Source organism: Caproicibacterium amylolyticum (assembly GCF_014467055.1).
In the GTDB taxonomy this organism is placed as follows: Bacteria; Bacillota; Clostridia; order Oscillospirales; family Acutalibacteraceae; genus Caproicibacterium; species Caproicibacterium amylolyticum.
In genome coordinates, this window is sequence record NZ_CP060696.1 from 1,970,848 (window position 1) to 1,995,821 (window position 24,974).

A 24,974-nucleotide genomic window follows, 5' to 3' on the forward strand; every position below is an offset into this window, starting at 1 on the left:
TTGCAAGCTGTGATTAAAAAATTGCAGCACAGGCTGTAAAGGATTACAAAAAGCCGCAGTGGCAGACTGATTCTTACAGTTTGCCAAATGCGGCCTGATCATTCGCACAATCCGAAATTGCCTTTTTATTCGCAGGTGGGGTCACTGACCGTACCTGCAAACAGCAGTGCGCCGGTCTGATTGTTTACAATCGCAGCAAAAAACGGTCGGTTCACATTCATTATTTTTGCGGATGTCACAGCCGCTGAAACATCCATGTTTTCCACAGTCACGGCAGCTGCCTCAGTGCCGTCTTCATTCATGTTCAAAGCGGTCATGTGCTTGACCTCTGAAAGGTAAAGCCGGTCACTTTCTGCTGTGATGCCGCCGAAATCCGCCTGCCGGCTGCTAAACGCCTGCTTCATTCCCATCGCGTTCAAAACAGTCTGCAGAGAAGTATGAAAACTGCACGTTACGCGCGGCAGGGTTAAAACTGCCGCTTCGCCGCCGTTTTGATTGGCTTTTGCATAGGCCGTTACCTCTGCAGCGGTAAGCTTTGCAAGCATGCTTTGCAGATTTTGTTTCGGAAGCAGAATCATCATCGATGTTTTGCCGTCATTATACGGCAGCAGAATTCCCTGCAGACTGCTGTTTTCAAAATAACGTGAAAACTGCCCTTTCATAAATTCCGCGTTTTTTCCTCCCTGTCCGGTTTGGAACGTACCGCCTGCCGTCTGCTCCTTGTCAAATGGTTCTGCCCAGTTTGACCGAAAATGAATGGTATTCAGCAGCAGCATGGCGGTATTCGGCTCAAACTGCTGAAAGTCCGGCTGAATTCGTCCCGCAGTATTGGTTTCGACCCATTTGTTGATTGCCTGCGGCGCACTCGGCGAAGCAAAATCAAGTACACCGACCGAAGCCCCAAAGTACGCCTGATTCTTTGTGAGAAAACTGGATTTCACCGCATTCCGGTACTTGCTGTCAATCCATATGGAATTGGCAAGCTGAAAATGCCCGCCGGAAAGCATCCCCTGCAGGCTGCGGCAGTTCTGATTAAAAATATTGCTGCTGCCCGCGGAAATGCTGAGGACTTTCTCGTATTCGGCCGCTGTTTCTCCCTGTGCGCCGTTGTACGTCATACCTAGCGACAAATAGATGCTCGCCGGCGAAAAGAAGCTGTTTTGCTGCCCGCTCTGATTCAGCTTTTTCAGCAGATTCATTCCAAATGTATTATAGGTCAGCACAAAATTCCGCGCGGGATCTGTACTGTTCTGCACCTGCAGACAGCCGCCGTCATCGTAAAGAATGGCAGCATTGGCCTGCAGAAATGACAGCTTTCCCGAGAAAGCAAAAAATCCGGAAACACACAAAATCACCGCAAGTTCAACCGCTGCTGCCCGCAGCACCCACTGCTTTCGGAAAAAGCGCCGGTGCGTTCGACATTCTGAAAGCGGGCGGCCACAACCGGACACCTGCGCCTGAATACTGCCCCACACATTCGGTGTATTCGCCTGCAGCCCACCCTTCAGTGCTTTGGCAAGCCGACGTTCATATCTGCTTTTTCGCATAACAGGAATCTCCTTTCCGTCACAATTCCGGCTGATAATAGGCCTTCAATTTTTTTACCGCAGTGTAGTATGTCCACTGCACACTGCTCTGCTTCTCTCCGAGCAGCTGCGCAATCTCCCGAAAGCGAAAGCCGGCGGCAAGGTGCAGCAGCACAATACTGCGTGAAAACGAGTCCAGCAGTGCAACCGCCTCTTTCAGCTCTACATCCGCAATGAAATCCAGCGCGGCGCTGTCCGTCTGCTGTTTTTCCTGTTCGGTTATCTGCCGGACCGTGTACTGCGGCGACTTTATCCGGTCCAGACAAAGATTTCTGGCAATCGTAAAAATCCATGAACGGCCGTTTTTATCCGGTGAATGTGCAGCAGCCATGGTAAAAACACGCACAAAGGTATCCTGCAAAACATCTTCTGCCGCGGCCGGGTCCGCTAAAAGGGAAAGCGCAAGGCCGTAAACGCTGCTTCCCAGTTCACAGTAAAGCTGTTCCAGTGCAGCGGTACTGCCCCGGCTGACTTCCAACAGTTGCCGGTTTACATCTGCTTTCATTCTGCATCACGCTCTCCTCTCTCTATTAAGACGAATTAGGCGGTCATTTTTTTGCTGTTTTTCTAAATTTACTGCAGTGCGTAAACAAAAAAGGCCGCACACAGGCAAATCTTCTTTGCTTCTGTGTGCAGCAGTAATCTTTCTGACTGCTGGTTCTTGCAAACCGCTGTGATGATTTCCCACAGGGTTTTACGCCTTTTGAAAAACAAATATGGCACCGCCCTGCTCCAAAGAGAGTTTGTTGTTTTGAAGTGTCAAGATATACGGTGTGTCAACGTCGGTAATAGTAATCTTTTCGCCGTCCTGTTTCCATGTACCTGTTTTAGCTACTGAGCCAGCCTGCACAGTGACCTTGCCGCCATCCTGAAAGTTCAGGCTGGTCTGCGTCAGATTCTTGTAAAAATCATCTCGGGACGGTACGCTTGCCGTTGGAACAGTCATTGCCTGCAAAGCACTGGCTGTTATCTCATGTCCGGAACTCGTCAGCTTTTCAAACTTCCATGTACCGACCAGTTGATTTGCAGCTGTACCGCATCCGGCAAGCAAACTTACGGAAAAGCAAATTGCCAGCAGCAACAAAAACACGGATTTTTGTGTTTTCTTCATATCATTTCTCCTTTTGCATTCTTACCGCAAAGCCAAAATCTGTAAAGCGCCCAGTAAAGTTATCATACCGTCATAAATGGGAATTGTCAACTTTTTCATATAAATGTGGTCAAAATGAAAGCCACCCACAGAAAAGTGAATTCCATGGGTGGCTCAAAGTTCAATCTTCTTTTTTCATTATAGCTTCAGCATACGGTACCCAACACCGATGTGCGTTTGGATGTACTGCGGCACAGAAGGGTCCTTTTCAATTTTTTTACGCAAAGTTGCCATGAAGACCCGCAAAGAAGCGACATCATTTTCCCATTCGCTTCCCCAGATTTTTCGGGTAATAAATGTATGGGTCAGCACCTTACCTACATTCTGTGCCAACAAACACAGCAGTTTATATTCGATTGGGGTCAGATGCAGTTCTTTGCCAGAAACGTACACACACCCCGCCGCATAATCTATTTTCAACTCGCCATTTTCAAATACCGCCTTATTTGCTGCAGAACTGCTCTGCATATAGTTCAGGCGCCGCAAGGTAACACGCAGCCTTGCCAACAGTTCCTCCACGGAAAACGGCTTTGTCAGGTAATCATCCGCGCCCGCGTCCAGTGCATCAATTTTATCTGTATCCTCGCTTCTGGCACTGATTACAATAATGGGCATGTTGGACCATGTACGGATTTTCTTAATAATCTCAATGCCGTCTATGTCCGGCAAGCCCAAATCCAGCAGCATTACATCCGGATTGTGCGAAACAGCAGCCATCACCGCATCTTCCCCGGTTGGCACCGCACAAAAGCGGTATTCGTGTGTTTCTAACGTTGTAGTAATCAGGTTTCTGACTGCTGCATCATCCTCAACAACTAAAATCAACGGTTTATTCATAAGCCGGTACCTCCTCAGCCATCAGTGTAAAGCGGAAAACCGTACCATGCGGGGTATTATCTACAGCATCAATTTCCCCTCCATGTGCGTTTACGATTGACTTGCAGAGCGCCAACCCCAGCCCCATACTGCGGCGGCTATCTGCAATCTTTGTTTCTGCTGTATAAAACATGTCGAAAATATGCGGCTTTGCCTCGGCAGAAATTCCCGGGCCGTTGTCTGCGATCTCCACAACCGCTTTGCTGCCCATGCGGGAAGTGGAAATCGTAATCTGTGAACCTTGCGGTGTATACTTAATGGCGTTGTCCACAATATTGATGATGACCTGCACAATCAGCCGAGCATCCATTTTTGCCAATATAAAATCATCCGGATGCTTCACAAGGATTTTATGCTCCTTGCTGTGCCGATCAATGTGGTGCAGCGCCTCTGTAACAACATCATCCACCAGTTCGGTAGTCAACTTCAAATTCATGCTTCCGTCTTCAATTCTGGTAACCGAAAGCAGATTTTCGACCAGATTGATGAGCCACAGCGAATCGTCATAAATGTCATTGTACAGTTTCATTTTCTGCTCGACACTCAAAGCTGCATCACTTGCAAGCAGAACGCCGGCATTGCCGGAAATGGAAGTAAGCGGTGTACGCAGGTCATGCGAAATGGAACGAAGCAAATTTGCACGCAGCTGTTCATTCTTTGCAAAAATCGCTGCCTCCTCTCGTTCTCTGGCAGCCTGTTCATTCTCCAAAGCCAGCGCACATTCACCCAGAATAGAGAGGACAATGCCGTTTTCAAAGGAATCCAGCGGCGAATGTCCAATTACAATGCCAACAACGCCATACACATTATTGTTGACGCGCACCGCCAGATATAAACATTTTGCATTGGCAAGTGTTCCGGTAGTAGCCCCCGCATGCTTATTGTTTTTAAATGCCCATGCTGCCACTGCCTTTTCATTTTCTGAAACATACTCATTGTTTTTTTCATTCCCAGCCGCAGGAAAAAGTGCCGGCGGCTGCAGTGCGCCTTTTTCTGCTACATAAAAAACAACATCTTTATTCAGCAATTTTGTCAGCTGGTTTGCGGTGATAGAAATAATTTCATTTTTGCCTTTTGCCTGCTGCAAAAGCTGGTTTGTGTCCAGCAAAAGTTTGGTACGGTAGGCCGTTTGTGCCGACTGCCTGGCATGCTGCTTAATTTTGTCTGCAAGTGTGCCTGTAATGAAAGCAGAAAGAAACATAATTAAAAAGGTGGCCAGATATCCGGGGTCATACGCATTCAGTGTATAGCGCGGTTCTGTGAAACAGAAATTGAACACCAACACACTGATAATGGAGGAAATCAGACTGAACATCCGCTGAGAAGTAGTCACCGCGGTCAGCATCACACCTAAAATATAGATCATGATGATATTTGCTTCGCTGAAACCAACATGATAAAACACAAAGCCGACTGCAGTTGCACCGACAAGCACCAGCAGGCTTTTAAAAAAATCCGAAGGCAGAAAGTGGTTTTTTTTCTGCTGTAAGGCCTTTCTTTCCTTGTAAGCCGCTGTTTCTTGGTCCGGAATAATGTACACATCCAAATTGGGCGAATAAGAAATCAACTTTTCCGTCAGAGTGGGTTTGCTGAAAAAGTACTTGCGCCTTGCGTTGTTTCTGCCGACTACGATTTTTGAAACGCCGGAAATTCGAGCAAATTCAGAAATCTGCAGCGCCACATCGTCTCCGTAAGAGGCCTCCACAGTCGCTCCAAGCTGCTCTGCTAAATGAATATTTGCGCGCAGTCGGTTTTGATTTTCTTCACTCATAGAAGGAAAGTCCGAGGTTTCAACAAACAAAGCCGTAAAGCTGCCGTGAAAAGCATATGCCATTCTGGCTGCATTTCGGATAATTTTCTGATTTGTCGGTGAAGAGGAAAGGCAGACCAGAATATGTTCATCCGTATAATAATCGCTCTTGCTTTTGATTCGCTCTGTTTCAGATATTTTATTGACACGGTCCGCGCAGCGGCGCAGGGCAATTTCACGCAGTGCTATCAGATTTTCGATGCTGAAAAAGTTTGTCAGCGCGCGCTGCGCCTGTGATTCCCGATAAATTTTTCCTGCATTAAGGCGGTCTATCAGCTCCTGCGGCTCAATATCCACCAGTTCTACCTGGCTGGCATTGTCAAATACATGGTCAGGAATCCGTTCCCGCACCATCACACCGGTAATGGAAGCAACCATATCATTCAGGCTTTCAATATGCTGCACATTGACGGTCGTGTAAACATCAATACCTGCTTTCAGCAGCTCCTCCACATCCTGATATCGCTTTGCGTGGCGGCACCCCTGTGCGTTTGTATGTGCAAGCTCATCCACCAAAATCAGCTGTGGCTTCCGGCAGATGGCGGCATCCAGATCAAACTCCTGCAAGTCAATTTTGTTGTAGTTGACCTGCTGCACCGGAAGCTTTTCCAATCCGTTCAACAAGGCCATTGTCTGCGGGCGGGCATGCGGTTCCACATAGCCGACCACCACGTCCACCCCGCGCTGTTTGGCCTCATGGGCAGCTTCCAGCATTGCATAAGTTTTTCCGACACCAGCGGCATAACCAAAGAAGATTTTCAGATGCCCGCGCATTTTATCCTTTTCTTCACTGTGGATCATTTTCAGTAATTCATCTGGATTGGAACGTACAGGATTCATTTTTTCACCCCGACTTTCATCGCTTTCTGTTTCAGTATAGCACATTTTTCGGCAGGCAGCAGTAAGCTCTCATTTTTTGTAAAGGACATACACAAACAGGCAGAAAAACCGGCAAAGGATTTTTCCTGTGTCCGGCCATTCTGCCTGTCGAAGCAATGTTTATTTTAGAATACCGTCCAGCATCAAGTTTACTTTCAAAACATTGACCGTGTCCTCACCAAAGATGCCGAGAAACCTGCCCTTGCTGCATTTACTGACAATGGTGCGTATCTGTTCTTCCGAAATATTGCGTACCTTTGCAATCCGCTTTACCTGATAATCCGCCGCAGCCGGAGAAATATCAGGGTCCAGTCCGCTGCCGGAGCAGGTAACAAGGTCAACCGGAACCGCTGTGCTGCCCATATCCGGGTCAGCAGCCTTCAGCTTTTCCACACGCGCAGAAACCAGCTTTTTATATGCATTGCTGGCAGGGCTTAGATTGGAAGGACTTGCATACATCAGCGCTTTGCCGTCTTTATCGGTATAGGTAGAAACGTCTACATTCATAATACGTCCCCACATATGACTGTTGTCGGTAAACTGCTGCCCGAGCATCTCACAGCCGTACTTTTTGCCATCCACCTCAATGATACTTCCATTCGCCTGATTTGGGAATATCACCTGCGCAAGACCTGTTACCACACCTGTGTAAATCACACCGCAGAGCAGCGTAAAAATCAAAAAGAGGACAGCCGCGCGCGGCAGGATGTTTTTAAAGGTTTTCATATTTTGTTCCCCCATAACTGTATCAGAGTTTTCAGCCATTCTTTCCGCTTTATGCCAAGCCAAGGGCAGTCAGCAGCAAATCCAGCAATTTAATGAAAATAAAGGGAGCTGCGAGACCACCGAGGCCGTAAACGAGCAGGTTGCGTGAAAGCAGCTTGCCGGCCGGCACTTCTCGGTATTTCACACCTTTCAGTGCAAGCGGAATCAGTGCAACAATAATCAGTGCATTGTAAATGATTGCGGAAAGGACAGCGCTCTGCGGGGAATGCAGTCCCATAATGTTCAGTGTGGCAAGTCCCGGATAAAGTCCCATGAACAGAGCCGGAATGATTGCAAAGTACTTTGCAACATCGTTTGCAATGGAGAAAGTCGTCAGGCTGCCGCGTGTCATCAAAAGCTGCTTGCCGATGCGAACAATGTCAATCAGTTTGGTCGGTGAGGAGTCGAGGTCAACCATGTTGCCTGCTTCCTTTGCGGCCTGTGTGCCGGTGTTCATGGCAACGGCCACATCTGCCTGCGCCAGAGCCGGGGCGTCATTGGTACCATCACCGGTCATGGCAACCAAATGGCCCTTTGCCTGAAAGTCGCGAATCATGGCAAGTTTGCCCTCCGGCGTTGCTTCTGCCAGAAAGTCATCCACGCCTGCTTCTGCCGCAATGGCGGCGGCGGTCAACGGGTTGTCGCCGGTAATCATGATGGTCTTAATACCCATTTTGCGCAGGTCGGCGAATTTTTCCTGCACGCCTTGTTTAATAATATCCTTTAAATGAATGACACCGAGAATTTTGTGGTTCTTTGCAACCACAAGCGGTGTGCCGCCCTGATTAGAAATGGCTTTCACTGCTTCGTCACACTCGGTGCTGTAAGTACCACCGTTTGCCAAAACATACTCTTTGACAGAGTCTGCGGCGCCCTTGCGAATTTCCGTACCGTCATAGTCAACGCCGCTCATACGGGTTTTGGCGGTAAACGGAATGAACTGCATATTCTTGTCTTCCAGCGTTCTGCCGCGAATGCCGAATTTCTCTTTTGCGAGAATCACAACACTTCTGCCCTCCGGCGTTTCATCCGCCAAAGAGGAAAGCTGTGCGGCATCCGCAAGTTCCTCCGCGCTGGTGCCATCCACTGGAACGAACGCACACGCCTGGCGGTTTCCAAGCGTAATGGTACCGGTCTTATCCAGCATCAGGATGTCAACATCACCGGCGGCTTCAATCGCACGGCCGCTCATTGCCAGCACATTGGACTGGTTTAGGCGGCTCATGCCGGCAATCCCGATTGCGGAAAGCAGCGCACCAATTGTGGTGGGAGCCAGGCAGACCAGCAGCGCTACCAGTGTGGTTACGGAAGTCGGGTTTTCAATTCCCGCCTGCTTTGCCGAAAAGACGGAATAGGTATAAAGGGAAAGAGTAACCAGAATAAAGATAATAGACAGCGCCACCAAGAAAATTTGAAGCGCAATTTCGTTTGGCGTCTTTTTGCGGGCAGCACCCTCAACCATGGCAATCATTTTATCAAGGAAGCTTTCGCCCGCTTCGCTGGTAACCTGCACCACAATCCAGTCAGAAAGGACGGTTGTGCCGCCGGTCACCGCGCTGCGGTCGCCGCCGCTTTCGCGGATGACCGGCGCGGATTCACCGGTTATCGCGCTTTCGTCAACGGACGCAGCGCCGTCAATGACCTCGCCATCGGCGGGAATCTGCTCCCCCGCTTTCACAACAACGATGTCGCCCTTTTTCAGGGTAGCGGAAGAAACAACGGTGATCTTTTCTTTTTCTGTCATGGAAGGAATTTTATGCGCTTCCACATCCTTTTTTGCGGCACGCAGGGAATCTGCCTGTGCCTTACCGCGTCCTTCTGCAATGGCTTCTGCAAAGTTCGCAAAAATGACGGTAAACCAAAGGATAACTGCGATCGCAAAGGTGTAGCTGCTGGAAGCATCCGACAAACCGAACAGGGAAACAATCCAAAGAATAGTGGTCAGAATTGCGGAAATGTAAACCAGCAGCATCACAGGGTTTTTCACCTGTGTCTTTGGATTCAGCTTGATAAATGAATCTTTTATGGCTCTGCCGACAATTTTTTTATCTGCAAAAGCACTTTTTGTTTTCGATGCCATCTTAAACCCCTCCTTATGCGATGCTGCTGAAGAATTCTGCCAGAGGTCCAAGCGCCAGTGCCGGGAAGAAGCTCAAAGCACCAATCAGCAGAACAATGAAAATCAGCAGAAATACAAACATCGCATTTGTAGTGGAAAGTGTACCGGCGGTTGTTGCAATCCGCTTCTTTCCGGCAAGGTTGCCCGCTATGGCAAGCGTGCCGATAATCGGCAAGAAACGTGCAAACAGCATAACCAGTCCAAGCGAAACATTTAGAAAAACTGTATTTGCGTTGAAGCCTGCAAAAGCGGAGCCGTTGTTGCCGCCGCAGGATGAATAGGTGTAAAGAAGCTCTGAAAAGCCGTGCGCACCGGTATTGTGCAGGCTGTCTGCCACCTGCGGCACCATGGCAGCAATGCCGCTGCCCACCAGAATCGCGATTGGTGTGGCAAGACAGACCAGCACAGACCATTTCATTTCGTACGGTTCTATCTTTTTGCCCAAAAATTCCGGTGTGCGCCCAACCATCAGCCCGGCAATAAACACCGTTAAAATTGCAAACGCCAACATTCCGTAAAGGCCGCATCCAACACCACCAAAAATCACCTCGCCCAGCTGCATCAGCAGCATGGTAACCATGCCGCCAAGCGGCGTTAAGCTGTCATGCATGGAATTGACGGAACCATTGGAAGCAGCAGTGGTAAAGGCAGACCATGTGGAGGAAGAAGCAATGCCGAAGCGCGTTTCCTTGCCCTCCATGTTGCCGCCTGCCTGACCAATCATCGAAAGGTTAACCGTGCCGTTCTGTGCAAGCTGTGGGGTAGCCGCCTGCTCATTTACCGCAATGGCTGCCAGTGCAACCACAAGGCAGATAAACATCGCCGCAAAAATCGCAACACCCTGCTTTTTGTTTTTCACACACTTGCCAAAGGTAAAGCACAGCGCCGCCGGAATCAGCAGAATCGAAAGCATTTCAAGCAGGTTCGTAAAAGGACTCGGGTTTTCCAGCGGATGTGCCGAGTTAGTCCCCATGTAACCGCCGCCATTGGTGCCGGTTTGCTTAATTGCAATCTGGCTTGCGGCAGGTCCCATCGGAACAAATTCTTCTGTAACAATTTGTGCATCCTTAATGACTTTTCCGTTCAGTGTAACGGTATTTGTTTTGGTGTCAATCTTGGCACCCTCAAGGACTTGCCCTTTTGCACTTATTGCAACCGGCTCTGTCAGATTCACGGTTTCGGCAGGCTTCAGGTTCTGAATTACGCCGCCGCCAACCAGACAGAGTGCCAAAACCAGATTCAGAGGCAGCAGCACATGAATAACCGCGCGGGTCAAATCCACCCAAAAACTACCCAAACCTGTGGACTTTACTTTCATGAAACCGCGGATCAGTGCGAACAAAACCGCAATACCGGTAGCCGCTGAAACGAAGTTCTGTACGGTCAAGCCAATCGCCTGCGTCAGGTAGCTCATCTGCGCTTCACCGCTGTAAGCCTGCCAGTTTGTATTCGTAACAAAACTGACCGCTGTGTTAAAAGCCAAATCCCAGTTTAAACCGGAAACGTGCTGTGGATTGCCGCCCAAAACGCCCTGCAGCATTTGCAGCAAAAACAGAAACAGCAAACCGATGCCGGAAAACAGCAGAACACTGACCAGATATTTTTTCCAAGTCATCTGTTCTTCTGCGTCTACGTGCAGAATTTTATAGACCGCTTTTTCACATGGTGTTAAAATCTTTGAAAGAAAAGTTTTTTCACCGCACATCGCTTTTTTTATGTATGCACCGAGTGGAATCGCCAAAATCACCAGTATTCCGAGATACATCACATACTGTAAAACAGAATTCACTGCTGCTCATCCCCTTTCATGAGTATGCAGAAGTAATAAATCAGTAACGCAACCGCAACGATACCGATTATGGGAACAATGACCGACATAATTCTTCCTCCTTTTTATGCGCAGTATTAGTTTATCAGTCCGCATCCTAAAACGGTGTTAACGTTTCGGCACCACGCATTAAGATTTTATTAAGAACTGTCTGTTATACAGAATGCAGTCAGCGCAAAAGCAGATATGGAACGGACACCAACAGCGCCACCAACGCTACTGCCAGCAGCAGCAAAAGCGGCGCCGCCAGTGTTAAAACCAGATATGCCGTCACTGGGTGCTTTTCGAAAAAACGCCCTGCAAGGTGCTGAATCTCCGCCAAAAACATATGTAGTATCCTCACAATTTTTCCCTCCCTATACTCAAACTTTACCGCTGCTTTCGTTAAAACGGTAAAAAGATTTTATAAGAGGAATAAAGACTTTATAAGCAATGCCTTTTTGTGTTTTGCTGCTGCGCGTGCTATAATAAAAGCATAATTTTTCGGAGGCGCAAACATGGATAGAAGTGAAAAAGCAGTTTTAACAAACATGTGCATGGTCTGCGATGACAAAGGGAACGTGTTGGTATTGGACAAAACTGACCCCGCATACCATGGCATTACTTTTCCGGGTGGTCATGTTGAAAAAGAAGAATCTTTTACAGATGCTGTTATCCGTGAAATTTTTGAAGAAACCGGCCTGACTGTCCGCCGCCCGCAGTTGTGCGGCATTAAACAGTGGCAGCAGGAAGAAACTGGTGCAAGATACATTGTCCTGCTGTACAAAACGACTCAATTTTCCGGAACATTATGTGCTTCGGAAGAAGGCCGTGTTTTTTGGACACCGCTGAACAAACTGCACTCGCTGCACCTTGCTGAGGACATGGCAGACATGCTGCATGTTTTCACCGATGATAACATCAGCGAATTTTATTATTTGCCGCAAAGCAGCTTTGAATATGTTTTGAAATAAGGAAAAGCAGTGCCTCCGCTTTGTTCTGCGGCAGACACTGCTTTTCCTTTATATATGTAAACTATAGAATTTGCTTTAACTTTTCCTGCTGATGATATTTGGTTAAAAAAACTGCCAGCAGGTCAGAAATCTGCCGAAAAGCTTTTTTCTGTTCCTGCGTCCATTTGCACTGTCTGCGGTGGCTTTCACAGCCAAGCAGACCAACGCGCTGCCCGCCGTCTGTCATTACACATTTCATCAGACTGCTGACCCCCTGCCTGCGCAGTTCGCGCCCAAGTTCCGTATCCAACGCATCTGTATCCTCACAGCAGAACAGTACATCTGACCCCGCTGCATCCAACATGGCATCCATGCTGCTGCAGTGCAGGACATTCCGTTGCTGTGGGTTCGGCAGTTCCAGCTCATTCCACTCAAAAGCTTCCCGATAAACCATTTGCTGCGGAAGATACTCCCAGATATAAATATGCGTTGCATGAAACCACCTGCTTAATGCCTCCAGTACTTTGGAAACAGCTGACGGGATATCCGCCGTACTGCCCAGCAGGCGGAATGTTTCCTGCAGCAGCTGACCGCTGTCCACATAAAGCCGATCCGCATGGGTTATACGCCTTTCTTCATGAACAGACAGGTCTTCCGCGGCCTGTTCACTGAATGTTTCCGAATAAAGCGCTGCATCCGCGCGTCCACTCCTTTTCACCTGATAAAGCGCACGGTCTGCAAACCGATATAAATCCGAAAAATTTTCCGCATGCGTCGGGTACAGAGAAATACCAATACTGCACGACAGGTGCTGTTCACTGTTGTTCAGCTGAATACGTTCCAGCTTCTGCAGCAGCTGATGTGCCTTTTTCAGAGCTGCCTGCGGATCTATATCCGGCACGAATACCAGAAATTCATCACCGCCAATGCGCCCCATAATGTCTGACACTCGAAACATACGTTTTAAAGCAACGGCAGTGTCAGTCAGCACGGCATCGCCACACAGATGCCCAAACCGGTCATTCACCGACTTAAAATGGTCCAAGTCAATAATCATCAGCGCGCAGGAAGTATCACCTGCTTTTGCAAGGCTGGCAGTAACCTGCATTTCCGTAGCAGCCTTGTTTAGCAGTTGCGTCAGGGAGTCCCTCTGTGCCTGCTCTAAAAGCTGCTGACGCTGCGCTTTATCCTCTGAAATATCTGTAAGCATCCCGACCGCCCGAATGGGACTTCCATCCTGGTCGTACTGCGTAGAAGCGCGGATTCGGCACCAGATGTAACTGCCCTGACTGTCCGCAATCCGTACTTCCACTTCCAGAAAAGAAGTTCCGCTCAGCGCTTTCTGCATGGCACGTTTCAGCTTGGCTTTGTCCTGCTGGAAAATATGGCCCTGTTCAAGTAAAGTATGTGTAACTGATTTCTGCAGAGGTTCAAAGCCGAATTTTTTCTTCCAGTTCGGTGAAAAATAAACTGTATCCTCCGCAAAGTTCCACTCAAAAATTATATCTGTGGACTGGTCGGTAATAATTTTGTACCGCTCCAAGTTCAGCCGCAGCTGCTCACTTTCTTCTTTCTGCGCTGTAGTATCCACCAAAATGCAGCCGCAAAGTCCCTCCGTCCCAATCGTGCTGCGTTGGTCCAAAACCCAGCGCTGCTCTCCGTTTGCACATAAAATGCGGTATTCCAGCTCCGCTTTGCCATACTGCGCAAGCTGTTCACGTATCGTGGTTTCCGCATACTTTCGGTCATCCGGACAAATCAACTGCAAAAATTCACTTTGAAAGGTACAGCGTATTTCCTTTTCCGTGTAACCAGTCATGTGCAAAAAGCCCGTGTTCATGTACTGGATGCTGTAGCTGCTGTCATTTTTGCAGCACAGCACCCCAACGGGCAGATTTTCAAGCAAAGCACTTTGCTGCCGGCTTGTGCGCAGCAGCTGCATTTGTGCTTCGGTCAATTTTCCTTTCAACATGCTTCTCCCGCAGTCTCCTTTTCACAGTTGCAGAAAACGATTATTTACATTTAGACGATATGAGAACTACACGGTTTTTGTCTGCCAGTGCGCAGGTTATTTTCTCTGCTTTGGCAAAATGATTCATTTTCAGTTAGGAAAACGCAGAAATTAAAGAGTAATAATTTTACATATTATCAATCTTTATGAAATCAATGAATTTAGCATACCATTTTTTTGATTAAATTTCAATTCATTTTGAAAAATATTCCTAAAATTTTTAAAAGTAGTTTAATAATTGTATTATTCTTTTTTAGAATTATTATACAAAAAGCAGCGGCTTTTTTCTAAATATCAGAAAAAGGCCGCTGCTTTATTTGTTTGCTTTAGGCTATAGACCGCTTATTCACAGGCGCCGAGAACAGCTTTTACAGTATATTCCGTTTTTCCGGAAACATAGGGAATCAGGTTTTCTTTCATCTGTACACCATCCACAACCAGCTGCCCCACTCCCTTTTGCACTCCCGCAGTGTTGTCAACTGTAATGTTGTACTGCGCACCACGATAAAACCGTTGCACGGTAAAGCCTTTACAGCTTTGCGGAATGCACGGATTCACACGCAGGCCGTCCAGTTCCGGCTGAATACCCAGCAGGTACTGACTCACATCCGCAAAAGTCCACGCGGCGGTACCAGTCAGCCAGCTGTTCTTTGCCTCGCCAAAGCTCGGTGCGTCTTTGCCTGCTACCATCTGACTGTACACATACGGTTCGGTACGATGAATCTCGCTAATCTCCTCCACATAAGCGGGGCAGGTCTTGCGGTAAACTTCAAAGGCACGGTCGCCGTGGCCCGCAACTGCTTCCGCACAGCTAATCCAAGGGTTATTGTGACAAAAAATGCCGGCATTTTCCTTGTATCCGGGCGGATAGCTGGAGATTTCGCCGAGATTCAGGTGATAGGTTGTATAAGCCGGCTGCAGCAGAACAATTCCATACTTGGTGTCCAACTTTTCCTGCACACTCTTTAGTGCTCTGTCCGCCAAACCCTCTTTCAGGCCGATGCCCGCCATAACGCACATCCCCTGCGGTTCGATGAAAATTTGCCCTTCGTTGCACACATGGCTGCCGACCGGCGTGCTAAACGCGTCATAGGCACGCACAAACCACTCGCCGTCCCAACCGGCATCCATAACCGCAGCACGCATGACTTCCACCTGCTCACGTACTTGTGCAGCTTCCTGCGCAAAACCGCTGTGCTCACAAATATCTGCATACTCGCTGCCATACTTGACGAACATACCGCCAATAAAGACGCTTTCTGCCTTACCACTCTCCATATTGGAGCAAGTCTGGAAGCTTTCACCCGGCTCTGAGGAGAAGCAGTTCAGATTCAAACAATCGTTCCAGTCCGCACGGCCAATGAGTGGCAAACCATGCGGCCCCTTGTGCGCACAGGAATAGCCAAAACTGCGGCGCAAATGCTCCAGCAGCGGCTGTGCCTTTGTTTCATCATTATTAAATGCAACCTGCTCCTGTAAAATAGAGAAGTCACCGGTCTCACGCAGGTAAGCACCAGTGCCGGCAATCAGCCAAAGCGGGTCATCATTAAAGCCGCTGCCAATGTCCGCATTTCCTTTTTTTGTAAGTGGCTGATATTGGTGGTAGGAACTGCCGTCCTCAAACTGTGTGGCGGCAATGTCCAAAATACGCTGGCGTGCACGCTCCGGTACCAGATGTACAATACCCAGCAAATCCTGACAGGAATCACGGAAGCCCATACCGCGTCCGGTGCCGCTTTCAAAATAGCTGGCGCTTCTGCTGAGGTTAAATGTAACCATGCACTGATACTGGTTCCAAATATTCACCATGCGGTCCAGTTTTTCGTCTTCCGACCGCACCGAAAAGCGGGACAGCAGTTTTTCCCAATACTTGTGCAGTTCTTTCAGTGCAGCGTCCACCTGTGCATCTGTGCTGTACTTTTCCATCAACTTCAGCGCACGGTCTTTCTTAATAATGCCGGGGGCTTCCCACTTGTCATCCGCCGGGTTTTCCACGTAGCCAAGTACAAAAATATAGCTGGTGCTCTCCCCCGGTTTGAGGGAAACTTTCAAGTGGTGGCTGCCTATCGGCGCCCAGCCGTGTGCAACACTGTTGTGTGACTTTCCCTCCAGAACCGTCTGCGGCTGTGCAAGACCGCTGTCTGTACCGCAAAAACTGTCACGGCTGGTATCAAATCCGCAGACTGGTTTGTTTACCGTATAGAAAGCAAAGTGGTTGCGGCGCTCCCGGTATTCTGTTTTATGATAAATAGTACTGCCGACAATTTCCACTTCTCCGGTACTAAAATTGCGCTGGAAATTGTTGGCATCGTCCGCCGCATTCCATAGGCAGAACTCCGCATAACTGAAAATATCCAGTTCTTTTTCCGTTTCCGTATTGTTTTGCAACGTCAGGCGGTGAATCTCACAATTGTCACTGACCGGAACAAAACACTCCAGCGAAGCAGCAACATCATTTTTGCTGCTCTCAAAAACCGTATAGCCCATACCATGACGGCAGCAGTAGCTGTCCAGCTCTGTCTGCACCGGTTTCCAGCCGGGATTCCAAATGGTACTGCCATCCTTTATGTAATAGTAGCGGCCCACGCTGTCACGCGGGCAGTCGTTGTAACGATAGCGTGTAATGCGGCGCAGCTTTGCGTCTCGATAGAAACAGTAGCCACCGGCGGTATTGGAAATCAAAGAAAAGAAATCCTTACTGCCAAGGTAGTTAATCCACGGCAGCGGCGTGTGCGGTGTTGTGATAATATACTCTTTTTTCTGGTCGTCAAAATGTCCAAATTGCATAATGACGCTCCTTTCTGATTTTCTTTCACAATTTATGAAAACGTTTAAACAGTTTCGCAGATTGACCTGCTTTTCAATAACAATACCTCATTTTTGGATTCTGCGCAATATATTTTTCTATTTTCATAAGATTTGCACAATTACAACTTGAATTTATTGTATCATAGCCAAAATCTATATTATTCGCGTTTTTTGCCACTGCTGAAATCGTTTTCGCACTTTCGTACTATTTTTTCGTATTGAATCAAATGTAAAAAGTGTAGTTTTATTTTTCGGAATCCTTTCGTGCAATAATTTTACATGTATTTTTTGATACTTAATAAAATATTTTTAATTTTTTCCAAAAAAGTATTGCATTTTGCAGGGCACAATGTTATATTATGGTTGTGAAAACGTTTAAACAAGTTTTCACCTCCATTTCCACCGATGTGGTACAATATATGGACGAAAACTTTTTCACATCGGCTGGGAGGTATCAACATGGCATCACTCAAAGACATTGCGGTTGAATGCGGCGTTTCTGTTGCCACAGTCAGCAAAGCCTTGAATGGTCACAAAGAAATCAGCGAGTCAACTGCCGCAAAAGTTCTTTCTGCAGCAGAAAAGCTTGGCTACATGCCCAACAGTGCCGCACGGGCACTGAAAACAAACCGTACATATAACTTGGGAGTCCTTTTTGTAGACGAAACACGCAGTGGGCTAACACATGAGTATTTCTCAACTGTGCTTGACAGTTTCAAAGTCGAGGCAGAAGCAAACGGTTATGATATCACATTTATTAACCACAACATCGGCAGCCGCACCGCTTCATATCTGGAGCACTGCCGCTACCGCGGAGTGGACGGTGTTGTCATTGCCTGTGTGGACTTCTTTGACCCACAGGTAATGGAACTGGTGCACAGCGACATCCCGGTGGTCACCATTGACCATACCTTTGACAACCACGTTTCTGTTTTGTCTGACAACATTCAAGGTATGCACGACTTGGTGCAGTACGTTTACTCTATGGGGCACCGCCGCATTGCATTTATTCACGGTGAAAACACCAGTGTCACCACCAACCGTCTGACAAGTTTTTACCGAACCTGCCTTGAGTTTGGATTGGAACCACCGGATGAATATGTGCGTGCTGCCTGCTACCACGATACCCACAAAGCCGCACGCTGTACGCAGGAGCTTCTGGCACTGCCCCAGCCACCAACCTGCATCCTTTTCCCCGACGATTTTTCCTACATCGGCGGCATGAACGTGCTGTGGGAAGCGGGACGGCGCGTACCGGAGGACATTTCCGTTGCAGGATACGACGGCATTTATCTTTCACAAGTGCTCAGCCCCAAGCTGACCACCCTGAAACAGGATACCACTGCACTGGGCAGAATCGCTGCCCAACAGCTGATAGACCTGGTCGAGCGCCCCAAAACCACCTTGCCGGGCAGCACAATCGTTCCCGGCAGAGTACTGGAAGGCGCCACAGTTAAGCGTATCGGCAAATAATCCGTTTGCTGGACGAATATTGATTTTTAAACCCGTAAAAATCAAAGGAGGAAATTGTATTATGAAAGGTACGAAAAGAACAACCAGATGGGCAGCCGCAGCGCTGGCCGCAGCACTAACCGTTTCGATGGCAGGCTGTACCGGCGGCGGAACCAGCAGTTCTAAGGGCAGCACCGCTGCTTCCAAAGATGCAAGCTCCGCGCAAAGCACCGCAGCCGCCGCTAAAGAAGGCAAAACGCTGAACATCTGGTGCTGGAATGATGAATTCCAGGGACAGTTCAACAAATTTTATCCCAATGTTAAGGAGGTTGCCAAGGATAAATCCACCACTACCCTAAAAGATGGCACAGTTGTTAAGTGGACCATTAATCCAAACGATAACAACAACTATCAGAACAAGCTGGATCAGGCGCTGCTTTCACAGAACTCCGCCGCTCCCGATGACAAAATTGATATGTTCCTCGTGGAAGCTGACTACGCATTAAAGTATGTGGACAGTGACTACACGCTGGACGTCAAAAAAGACGTCGGTCTAACAGATAACGACCTTTCCAACCAGTATCAGTACACCAAAGACATTGTAACAACAAAGGATGGCGTACAAAAAGGTACCTCCTGGCAGGCTACTCCTGGCCTGTACGCTTACCGCCGTTCCATTGCAAAAAGTGTTCTGGGTACAGATGACCCGGACAAAGTACAGGAACAGCTTTCTGATTGGGATAAATTCAATAGTGTCGCTGCAAAGGCACATGACAAAGGCTACAAGATGCTTTCCGGTTATGATGACAGCTACCGTGTCTTTTCAAACAATGTTGCCGCACCGTGGGTAAGCGGCACCACCGTAACAGTAGATTCTAACCTGATGAACTGGGTAAAACAGACGAAAGATTACACCGACAAAGGATACAATAACAAGACTTCCCTGTGGGACGACAAATGGCAGGCAGACCAAGGCCCAAGCGGTAAAGTCTTCGGCTTCTTCTACTCCACCTGGGGCATTAACTTTACATTGGTTGGCAATTCCCTGAAAACACCAACTAAAGAAGGCGGCAAAGAAGAAGTCGGCAATGGCATCTACGGTGATTATGCAGTCTGCAAGGGCCCACAAAACTACTACTGGGGCGGCACTTGGATGTGCGCAGCAAAGGGCAGCGATAATCTCGGCACCACCAAGGACATTATGCAGTCTCTGACCTGCAACAAAGATGTCATGAAAACCATCACAGAAAAATCGCAGGACTACACGAACAATAAAGCTGCTATGGAAGAAATTGCAAACAGCGACTTTAAGTCCAAATTCCTCGGCGGACAAAACCATATCAAGCTTTTCTCAGAAGTTGCTCCGAAAATCGATATGAGCAAGGCTGGTTCTTACGACCAAGGTATGAATGAAGGTTTGCAGACAGCCTTTAAGGACTACTTCACCGGAAACGCTACAATTGACAAAGCAAAGGAAAACTTCAAGAAAATCGTTACCGAAAAGTATCCGGAGCTGACGGAAATCAAGTGGCCTTCTTAATCGGCCACTAAAAATCTGATACATAAAGAAAACAACACGGCTGCTGGTCGGGGTCACTTTGCCCGGGCTGCAGCCGTACTGTTTATCCGGATGAGAGGGGTTTTTCAAATGCATACCGGAAATGCACCAAAAGTGAAAAAGAGAAACAGTTACGCAAAATGGGGTTACATATTCATTGCACCGTTTTTCATTATTTTTGCTGTTTTTCAACTGGTGCCGCTTGCTTCCACGATTTACTACAGCTTTTTTCAATACTATCGCCAGGGGCTGCGAATTATCGGGCCAAACTTTATTGGCTTTGAAAATTTTTCCAGCCTGTTCCAGACTGATCTGCCAAAGTATCTTGGCAACACCCTGCTGATGTGGGTAATCGGTTTTGTTCCGCAAATCGTTGTTTCGCTGCTGCTTGCTTCTTGGTTCACCAACCAGCGCCTGAATCTGCGCGGGCAAAGCTTCTTTAAAACCGTTATTTATATGCCAAACCTAATTATGGCTGCTGCTTTTGCCATGCTGTTCTTCACTCTGTTTTCTGACAACGGGCCAGTGAATGCAACACTGCAGTCCATGGGCCTTATCAGCCAGCCGTTTCAGTTCCTCTCCAATGTAGCTGGTGCGCGCGGGCTGGTTGCGCTGATGAATTTCTTAATGTGGTTTGGCAACACAACCATCGTACTTATGGCCGCAATCATGGGCGTAGACCCCGGCCTTTACGAAGCCGCAGAAATTGACGGTGCTTCTTCGCCGCAAATGTTCTGGCGCATTACAATTCCGCTCATCCGCCCGATTCTGGTTTATACATTCATCACTTCCCTGATTGGCGGCCTGCAAATGTTCGATGTGCCGCAAATTTTAACAAACGGCAAAGGTGAGCCGGACCGCTGCACCACCACCATGATTATGTACCTGAATAACCACATGTACAGCAAAAACTACGGCATGGCCGGTGCACTTTCCACTGTGCTGTTTATTCTCTGCGCAGTATTGTGCCTGCTAATTTACTTCTCACTGACCAACGACAATGATTCTGCCAAAAAAGCGCGGAAAGGAGGTACCCGTAAATGAGTAAACCATCAACCAGTACACAGATAAAAAGCGGCAGAGGCAAGCTGACCGCAGCACGCATTGGCTGCTACATATTTCTTATCTTTCTCTGCTTCCTGTGCCTGTTTTTCTTCTATATGCTCCTCATAAATTCTTCCCGCAATACGTTCCAAATTCAACAGGGCTTTTCCTTTATACCGGGTTCCTCTTTCCTGACAAATCTGCAAAATACGCTGAATGACGCCAATATTCCGGTGGTCAGCGGCATTGTGAACAGTTTGCTGGTTTCAGCACTGAGCGCCGTACTGGCAACTTACTTTTCCGCAATGACTGCTTATGGAATTCACGCCTACGACTTTAAGTTTAAGCGTGCCGCGTTTACACTCATACTGCTGATTATGACCATGCCCACCCAGATTTCCGCTGTTGGCTTTGTTAACCAAATGCAGTCCATGGGACTGAAGGACTCGCTGATTCCGCTGTTCCTGCCCTCCATCGCTTCCCCAATCGTCTTCTTTTTCATGAAGCAGTACATGGACAGCAATCTGCCGATGGAAATCGTGGAAGCCGCACGCATTGACGGCAGCAATGAATTTCATACCTTTAACCGAATCGTTCTTCCAATTATGAAACCGGCTGTTGCTGTGCAGGCAATCTTCACTTTTGTCAGCGCATGGAACAACTACTTCATTCCCGCGCTACTGTTGGACAGTGCCAACAAAAAAACGCTGCCGATTCTGATTGCACAGCTCCGCAGTGCTGATTTCCTGAAGTTTGATATGGGCAAAGTTTATATGCTGATTACCATTGCTATTATTCCAGTTATCATCGTTTATCTGCTGCTTTCAAAATTTATTGTTCGCGGCGTTGCACTGGGAGGTGTAAAAGGCTGAGTTTTCCGACAAAGCAAGAAAAGGTTCGTGCAGAGAGAATCCCTTCTCCTTACACGAGCCTTTTTTATATTATTTTTCAGCCAAATAATCGCGCAAGTACACAAAACGTCTCAGGAAGCAGCCGTCAGTCATTTGTCTACAAACCGTGCCCGCTGCAAAAATCTGCCGCCACACAGCTTGGACTGATGCACTTCCCCATTTTTTCGCAGTCATACTTCTCACCTTCATAACTTCAGTATAACGGCAAAGCAGCAAAAGTTCAATCAACGTTCTGTAGCATTCAGTCGAATTTACAAACTGCGTACATAGCGGCTCAACAGTACGTTTCCTTTCATATCATATTCCTGTTGGGTGCCGTCAAGGTGATATCCATTTTTTTCATATAACTGAATTGCGTGCTGATTAGCAGCAACAACCCAAAACATTGCTTTTTGAAAACCCTGCCTGCGCAGCTCCTCCATTGCCTGCGACATCAGTTTTCTGCCAAAGCCGCCGCCCTGTTTTTCCGGTAGAACATAGAGAGCATCCACTTCTCCAAATTCTGCAGAAAGGTCTTTATCCCTGCAGGGGCTGTACTTTGCAAAGCCAACAATCCTTCCATTTTCTTCTGCTACAAGCATATTCTGACATTGTTCCTGCCGAAAGCGTTCTGCACTTTTCTTTGGATTCAGTGCATCTAGGAAACTGTCCGCTATCATTCCACGGTATGCCGTCTGCCAAGTGCGGCAATGCACGATTCCAATTTCGTCTGCGTCAACAGGCTCAGCCGTTCGAATACAATTTATTATTCGTCTCACCTGCCCAATCATGGATTTAATTAATTATACTTCAGAAATACAATATATTGCATATTGCAAATAAACAAAAGCCTTTGATTCATCGTATTTCTGAATCAAAGGCTTTTTGGCTATAATCTATTTGCTTGCAGATGACTGACTCCCTGAAGGCACCGACGCTGCACTTTCAGGAGAAGATGTTTCCGCGCTTGATAAAGCAGAAGAAGGAGCTTCTGAATTCGATGAAGCGGAAGAAGTGTCTGTATTTGATGAAGGCGAGGAAGATGCTGCAGAAGCAGTGGATGCCGCTTTGGACGCTACATCCTTTGTTGGATTCTTATATATCGTAATTTCCACTCGGCGGTTTTGGGCACGACCGGATTCCGTATCGTTTGGTGCTACCGGAGCATAATGGGCATAGCCCTGAATCGACAGTTTACTGCCATGCAGGCCATAGTCCAACATACTGTTGAGAACGGTTACAGCACGCTCTGTTGAAAGCTTCCATGAAATCTGATCACTGTGCTGTGCGTCTTCCACAACGTCCGCAGTATGACCGCTGATCGTAATATGATCCACTCGATCATATACCTTTGCAATGGCCTGCTCGATTTCCTTTACAATCGGTTTACTCTCTGGCAGCATCACGGCCGTATCCGGCTGAAACATTACCCTATCTTTCATGCTCACCTGTACATATTCCGCAGCTTTTGTCAGTTCAATCCGATCCTGCAAATGGTTAGATGTTACAAAAGCATTTAAAATTGAATAGATCTCACCGAGCGCATCGCTCTGCAGGCTTTGAACAGACTGTTTTCCTTTAGATGCACTGCTGGCTGTAATAACCGCATTGCCAATTCCCTGTCCGGTGCCGCCCCCGCCCTGCGCGGAAGTTTTTGTATTGTTAAATGCAGAATGCATACTTTCTGAAACCTGCTGATATTTTTTAGCATTAATGGAGCTCATAGAATACAATACGATAAACAATGCCAACAACAGCGTAATCATATCGGAATACGTCAGCATCCATCGACCCCCATTACCCGACTTGTCTTCACCGAGTGGCGACTTCTTCGAAGCCTTCATTTTCTGTTCACCTCAATTAGTTCTCAATACCCGCTTTATACTTTTCTTCGCCGTTCGGGAACACATGGTAGTACAGCGACAATTTGTTTTCTATGTTTCGGGCACTTTCGCCGCTGACCAGCATACTCATACCGTCCACAATCATCTGGCGAAAAATAACCTGCCGCTTCAGGCAGCAGCGTAAGTGGTTTGCAGCGGGCAAATAAATAATATTGGCAAAAACGATACCGTAAAGTGTTGCAATAAATGCAACTGCAATGGAAGCTGTTAACTTCTGTGCATCTGAAATATTCGACAGCACCTGTACCAACCCCATAACAGTTCCGATAATGCCCAGCGTCGGCGAAAAACCGCCTGCGCCTTCCCAAACATCGATATCCATCTGTCTGGAAGCCGTGTAGGACTCTATATCCGCATTGAGCGTTTCCTGCAGACTCTCGACACTTTTGGTATCGGTTGCCAGCATCATGCCCTCTTTCAGCATCATATAATTTTCCGAGTTTAAATCTGAATCCGTCATCATAGACTGCAGAGACAGAAGTCCCTCTGCCCGGCATTTGGTAGCCATTTCGCTGATTTTTTTAATCAAATGTTCCGGATCAGGGTCATTTTTTTTAGAAAAGCTGGCAAACAGATGGCGCACTGCCTGTAGCGTATCATGAAAACCAAATGACAAAATAACCGCGCCCAAGGTCCCACCCAAAATAATAAGGAAGGAACTTCCGACAACCAAGGACTGTACATGTCCTTCATCTAAAAGGAATCCTCCTATTATTGAACCAAACGCTACCAAAAGACCGATAATCACCGAAATACTCATTTTCCATTCTCCTTTTCGTTCACGGGCTGCCATCCGCCCGCTTCCTGCCATTGTTTATTTAAATGGTAGAAAAAGTACTTACTCAATAATCCTGATCTGCTACGTTTTCTTCAGTAATAATGGTTATTCATCAAATAGAATCATACCATTTTTGAATAGCATTCCTCTTTTTTCTTACTGGAACATTTTTAAATTTTAGTCATAAATTCAAAGTGTGTCAAGAATTATTATCCATATATTTACATATTTGAACTTTATCTTTCACAATCATTTACAACATTTTTTAAAAAAATTCTATGTAAAAGGATGCTTCTTTTCTGTACCATCGTAAAGTTTTCCTGCAAATCCTGACCTTTTTTCGCAAAATTTGTTTTTGCAATTATACAAATGTTTTTTCCTTTCGTATCAGGATTCGCACATATGAAATTTTATTTTCCAAAAAGAAAGCTGCGGTATAGCTACACGACATCTGAAATACTAAATTTTCCTTAATGGGATAGAGATTCATCATAGATACAAAAGTTTATTTTTCTGCCTCGCTTCTTTTTCCAATACACAAATGAAACTATAAAATAGTGGTTCCAATCACGAAAGTGCTAAGA

The 24,974-nt window shown here is 47.2% G+C and carries 19 protein-coding genes; 5 read left to right on the forward strand and 14 right to left on the reverse strand.

Annotated features, from left to right (window positions below):
* Positions 1-125 precede the first annotated feature (125 nt).
* The 9 genes from H6X83_RS09455 to H6X83_RS09495 all read right to left on the reverse strand — a co-directional run bounded on the left by H6X83_RS09455 (position 126) and on the right by H6X83_RS09495 (position 11,356).
* The gene (locus H6X83_RS09455) at positions 126-1,547 is read right to left on the reverse strand and encodes a serpin family protein (protein WP_212506245.1); all 1,422 of its coding nucleotides are present in this window, start codon (positions 1,545-1,547) and stop codon (positions 126-128) included.
* 19 nt (positions 1,548-1,566) lie between these two features.
* The gene (locus H6X83_RS09460; protein WP_212506246.1) at positions 1,567-2,091 is read right to left on the reverse strand and encodes an RNA polymerase sigma factor; all 525 of its coding nucleotides are present in this window, start codon (positions 2,089-2,091) and stop codon (positions 1,567-1,569) included.
* Between the two features lie 189 nt (positions 2,092-2,280).
* Complete coding sequence (locus tag H6X83_RS09465; protein ID WP_212506247.1) at positions 2,281-2,697, reverse strand: lipocalin-like domain-containing protein; 417 nt, start codon at positions 2,695-2,697, stop codon at positions 2,281-2,283.
* A 177-nt stretch (positions 2,698-2,874) separates the two neighbouring features.
* Positions 2,875-3,573: a response regulator gene (locus H6X83_RS09470; protein WP_212506248.1), complete on the reverse strand. Its 699-nt coding sequence runs from the start codon at positions 3,571-3,573 to the stop codon at positions 2,875-2,877.
* The gene (locus H6X83_RS09475) at positions 3,566-6,262 is read right to left on the reverse strand and encodes a sensor histidine kinase (protein ID WP_212506249.1); all 2,697 of its coding nucleotides are present in this window, start codon (positions 6,260-6,262) and stop codon (positions 3,566-3,568) included. The genes H6X83_RS09470 and H6X83_RS09475 overlap by 8 nt, the downstream gene beginning before the upstream one ends.
* Before the next feature lie 159 nt (positions 6,263-6,421).
* Positions 6,422-7,027: a potassium-transporting ATPase subunit KdpC gene (gene kdpC, locus H6X83_RS09480; RefSeq protein WP_212506250.1), complete on the reverse strand. Its 606-nt coding sequence runs from the start codon at positions 7,025-7,027 to the stop codon at positions 6,422-6,424.
* Positions 7,028-7,076: 49 nt separating this feature from the next.
* Positions 7,077-9,146 (reverse strand): potassium-transporting ATPase subunit KdpB, encoded by a 2,070-nt coding sequence (gene kdpB / locus H6X83_RS09485; RefSeq protein ID WP_212506251.1) that lies wholly within the window; start codon positions 9,144-9,146, stop codon positions 7,077-7,079.
* A 13-nt stretch (positions 9,147-9,159) separates the two neighbouring features.
* Positions 9,160-10,950 (reverse strand): potassium-transporting ATPase subunit KdpA, encoded by a 1,791-nt coding sequence (gene kdpA, locus H6X83_RS09490; protein ID WP_343063149.1) that lies wholly within the window; start codon positions 10,948-10,950, stop codon positions 9,160-9,162.
* 232 nt (positions 10,951-11,182) lie between these two features.
* Complete coding sequence (locus H6X83_RS09495; protein WP_212506253.1) at positions 11,183-11,356, reverse strand: hypothetical protein; 174 nt, start codon at positions 11,354-11,356, stop codon at positions 11,183-11,185.
* A 154-nt stretch (positions 11,357-11,510) separates the two neighbouring features.
* Here H6X83_RS09495 and H6X83_RS09500 point away from each other — a divergent pair, with 154 nt between their 5' ends.
* Positions 11,511-11,966: an 8-oxo-dGTP diphosphatase gene (locus H6X83_RS09500; protein ID WP_212506254.1), complete on the forward strand. Its 456-nt coding sequence runs from the start codon at positions 11,511-11,513 to the stop codon at positions 11,964-11,966.
* Between the two features lie 61 nt (positions 11,967-12,027).
* On the opposite strand, the gene H6X83_RS09505 is transcribed toward H6X83_RS09500, so the two are convergent.
* Both H6X83_RS09505 and H6X83_RS09510 read right to left on the reverse strand, forming a co-directional pair.
* Positions 12,028-13,917 (reverse strand): diguanylate cyclase domain-containing protein, encoded by a 1,890-nt coding sequence (locus H6X83_RS09505; protein WP_212506255.1) that lies wholly within the window; start codon positions 13,915-13,917, stop codon positions 12,028-12,030.
* 381 nt (positions 13,918-14,298) lie between these two features.
* Positions 14,299-16,743 (reverse strand): glycoside hydrolase family 94 protein, encoded by a 2,445-nt coding sequence (locus H6X83_RS09510; RefSeq protein WP_212506256.1) that lies wholly within the window; start codon positions 16,741-16,743, stop codon positions 14,299-14,301.
* Positions 16,744-17,223: 480 nt separating this feature from the next.
* On the opposite strand from H6X83_RS09510, the gene H6X83_RS09515 reads away from it, so the two are divergent.
* The 4 genes from H6X83_RS09515 to H6X83_RS09530 all read left to right on the forward strand — a co-directional run bounded on the left by H6X83_RS09515 (position 17,224) and on the right by H6X83_RS09530 (position 21,690).
* Positions 17,224-18,237 carry a LacI family DNA-binding transcriptional regulator gene (locus H6X83_RS09515; RefSeq protein WP_212506257.1) on the forward strand — a complete coding sequence of 338 codons (1,014 nt, stop codon included), beginning with the start codon at positions 17,224-17,226 and terminating at the stop codon, positions 18,235-18,237.
* Between the two features lie 61 nt (positions 18,238-18,298).
* Positions 18,299-19,756 carry a type 2 periplasmic-binding domain-containing protein gene (locus H6X83_RS09520; protein WP_212506258.1) on the forward strand — a complete coding sequence of 486 codons (1,458 nt, stop codon included), beginning with the start codon at positions 18,299-18,301 and terminating at the stop codon, positions 19,754-19,756.
* Between the two features lie 108 nt (positions 19,757-19,864).
* A complete protein-coding gene (locus H6X83_RS09525; protein WP_212506259.1) occupies positions 19,865-20,818 on the forward strand; it encodes a carbohydrate ABC transporter permease in 954 nt (317 codons plus the stop codon).
* Entirely contained in the window at positions 20,815-21,690 is an 876-nt protein-coding gene (locus H6X83_RS09530; protein WP_212506260.1) for a carbohydrate ABC transporter permease, read from the forward strand. Before H6X83_RS09525 ends, H6X83_RS09530 begins: the two co-directional genes overlap by 4 nt.
* A 290-nt stretch (positions 21,691-21,980) precedes the next feature.
* Here the strand turns inward: H6X83_RS09530 and H6X83_RS09535 are convergent, their stop codons facing one another.
* The 3 genes from H6X83_RS09535 to H6X83_RS09545 form a co-directional block, all read right to left on the reverse strand.
* Positions 21,981-22,388 (reverse strand): GNAT family N-acetyltransferase, encoded by a 408-nt coding sequence (locus H6X83_RS09535; protein WP_212506261.1) that lies wholly within the window; start codon positions 22,386-22,388, stop codon positions 21,981-21,983.
* A gap of 216 nt (positions 22,389-22,604) precedes the next feature.
* The gene (locus H6X83_RS09540; protein ID WP_212506262.1) at positions 22,605-23,552 is read right to left on the reverse strand and encodes an OmpA/MotB family protein; all 948 of its coding nucleotides are present in this window, start codon (positions 23,550-23,552) and stop codon (positions 22,605-22,607) included.
* A gap of 16 nt (positions 23,553-23,568) precedes the next feature.
* Positions 23,569-24,372 carry a motility protein A gene (locus tag H6X83_RS09545; RefSeq protein ID WP_212506263.1) on the reverse strand — a complete coding sequence of 268 codons (804 nt, stop codon included), beginning with the start codon at positions 24,370-24,372 and terminating at the stop codon, positions 23,569-23,571.
* Positions 24,373-24,974: the final 602 nt, after the last annotated feature.

Excerpts from the sequence above, each read along its gene's own strand:
- H6X83_RS09455 (WP_212506245.1), bottom strand. The coding sequence starts at position 1,547 with ATGCGAAAAAGCAGATATGAACGTCGGCTTGCCAAAGCACTGAAGGGT.
- H6X83_RS09460 (WP_212506246.1), bottom strand. The coding sequence starts at position 2,091 with ATGAAAGCAGATGTAAACCGGCAACTGTTGGAAGTCAGCCGGGGCAGT.
- H6X83_RS09465 (WP_212506247.1), bottom strand. The coding sequence starts at position 2,697 with ATGAAGAAAACACAAAAATCCGTGTTTTTGTTGCTGCTGGCAATTTGC.
- H6X83_RS09470 (WP_212506248.1), bottom strand. The coding sequence starts at position 3,573 with ATGAATAAACCGTTGATTTTAGTTGTTGAGGATGATGCAGCAGTCAGA.
- H6X83_RS09475 (WP_212506249.1), bottom strand. The coding sequence starts at position 6,262 with ATGAATCCTGTACGTTCCAATCCAGATGAATTACTGAAAATGATCCAC.
- kdpC (WP_212506250.1), bottom strand. The coding sequence starts at position 7,027 with ATGAAAACCTTTAAAAACATCCTGCCGCGCGCGGCTGTCCTCTTTTTG.
- kdpB (WP_212506251.1), bottom strand. The coding sequence starts at position 9,146 with ATGGCATCGAAAACAAAAAGTGCTTTTGCAGATAAAAAAATTGTCGGC.
- kdpA (WP_343063149.1), bottom strand. The coding sequence starts at position 10,950 with ATGTATCTCGGAATACTGGTGATTTTGGCGATTCCACTCGGTGCATAC.
- H6X83_RS09500 (WP_212506254.1), top strand. The coding sequence starts at position 11,511 with ATGGATAGAAGTGAAAAAGCAGTTTTAACAAACATGTGCATGGTCTGC.
- H6X83_RS09505 (WP_212506255.1), bottom strand. The coding sequence starts at position 13,917 with ATGTTGAAAGGAAAATTGACCGAAGCACAAATGCAGCTGCTGCGCACA.
- H6X83_RS09510 (WP_212506256.1), bottom strand. The coding sequence starts at position 16,743 with ATGCAATTTGGACATTTTGACGACCAGAAAAAAGAGTATATTATCACA.
- H6X83_RS09515 (WP_212506257.1), top strand. The coding sequence starts at position 17,224 with ATGGCATCACTCAAAGACATTGCGGTTGAATGCGGCGTTTCTGTTGCC.
- H6X83_RS09520 (WP_212506258.1), top strand. The coding sequence starts at position 18,299 with ATGAAAGGTACGAAAAGAACAACCAGATGGGCAGCCGCAGCGCTGGCC.
- H6X83_RS09525 (WP_212506259.1), top strand. The coding sequence starts at position 19,865 with ATGCATACCGGAAATGCACCAAAAGTGAAAAAGAGAAACAGTTACGCA.
- H6X83_RS09530 (WP_212506260.1), top strand. The coding sequence starts at position 20,815 with ATGAGTAAACCATCAACCAGTACACAGATAAAAAGCGGCAGAGGCAAG.
- H6X83_RS09535 (WP_212506261.1), bottom strand. The coding sequence starts at position 22,388 with ATGATAGCGGACAGTTTCCTAGATGCACTGAATCCAAAGAAAAGTGCA.
- H6X83_RS09540 (WP_212506262.1), bottom strand. The coding sequence starts at position 23,552 with ATGAAGGCTTCGAAGAAGTCGCCACTCGGTGAAGACAAGTCGGGTAAT.
- H6X83_RS09545 (WP_212506263.1), bottom strand. The coding sequence starts at position 24,372 with ATGAGTATTTCGGTGATTATCGGTCTTTTGGTAGCGTTTGGTTCAATA.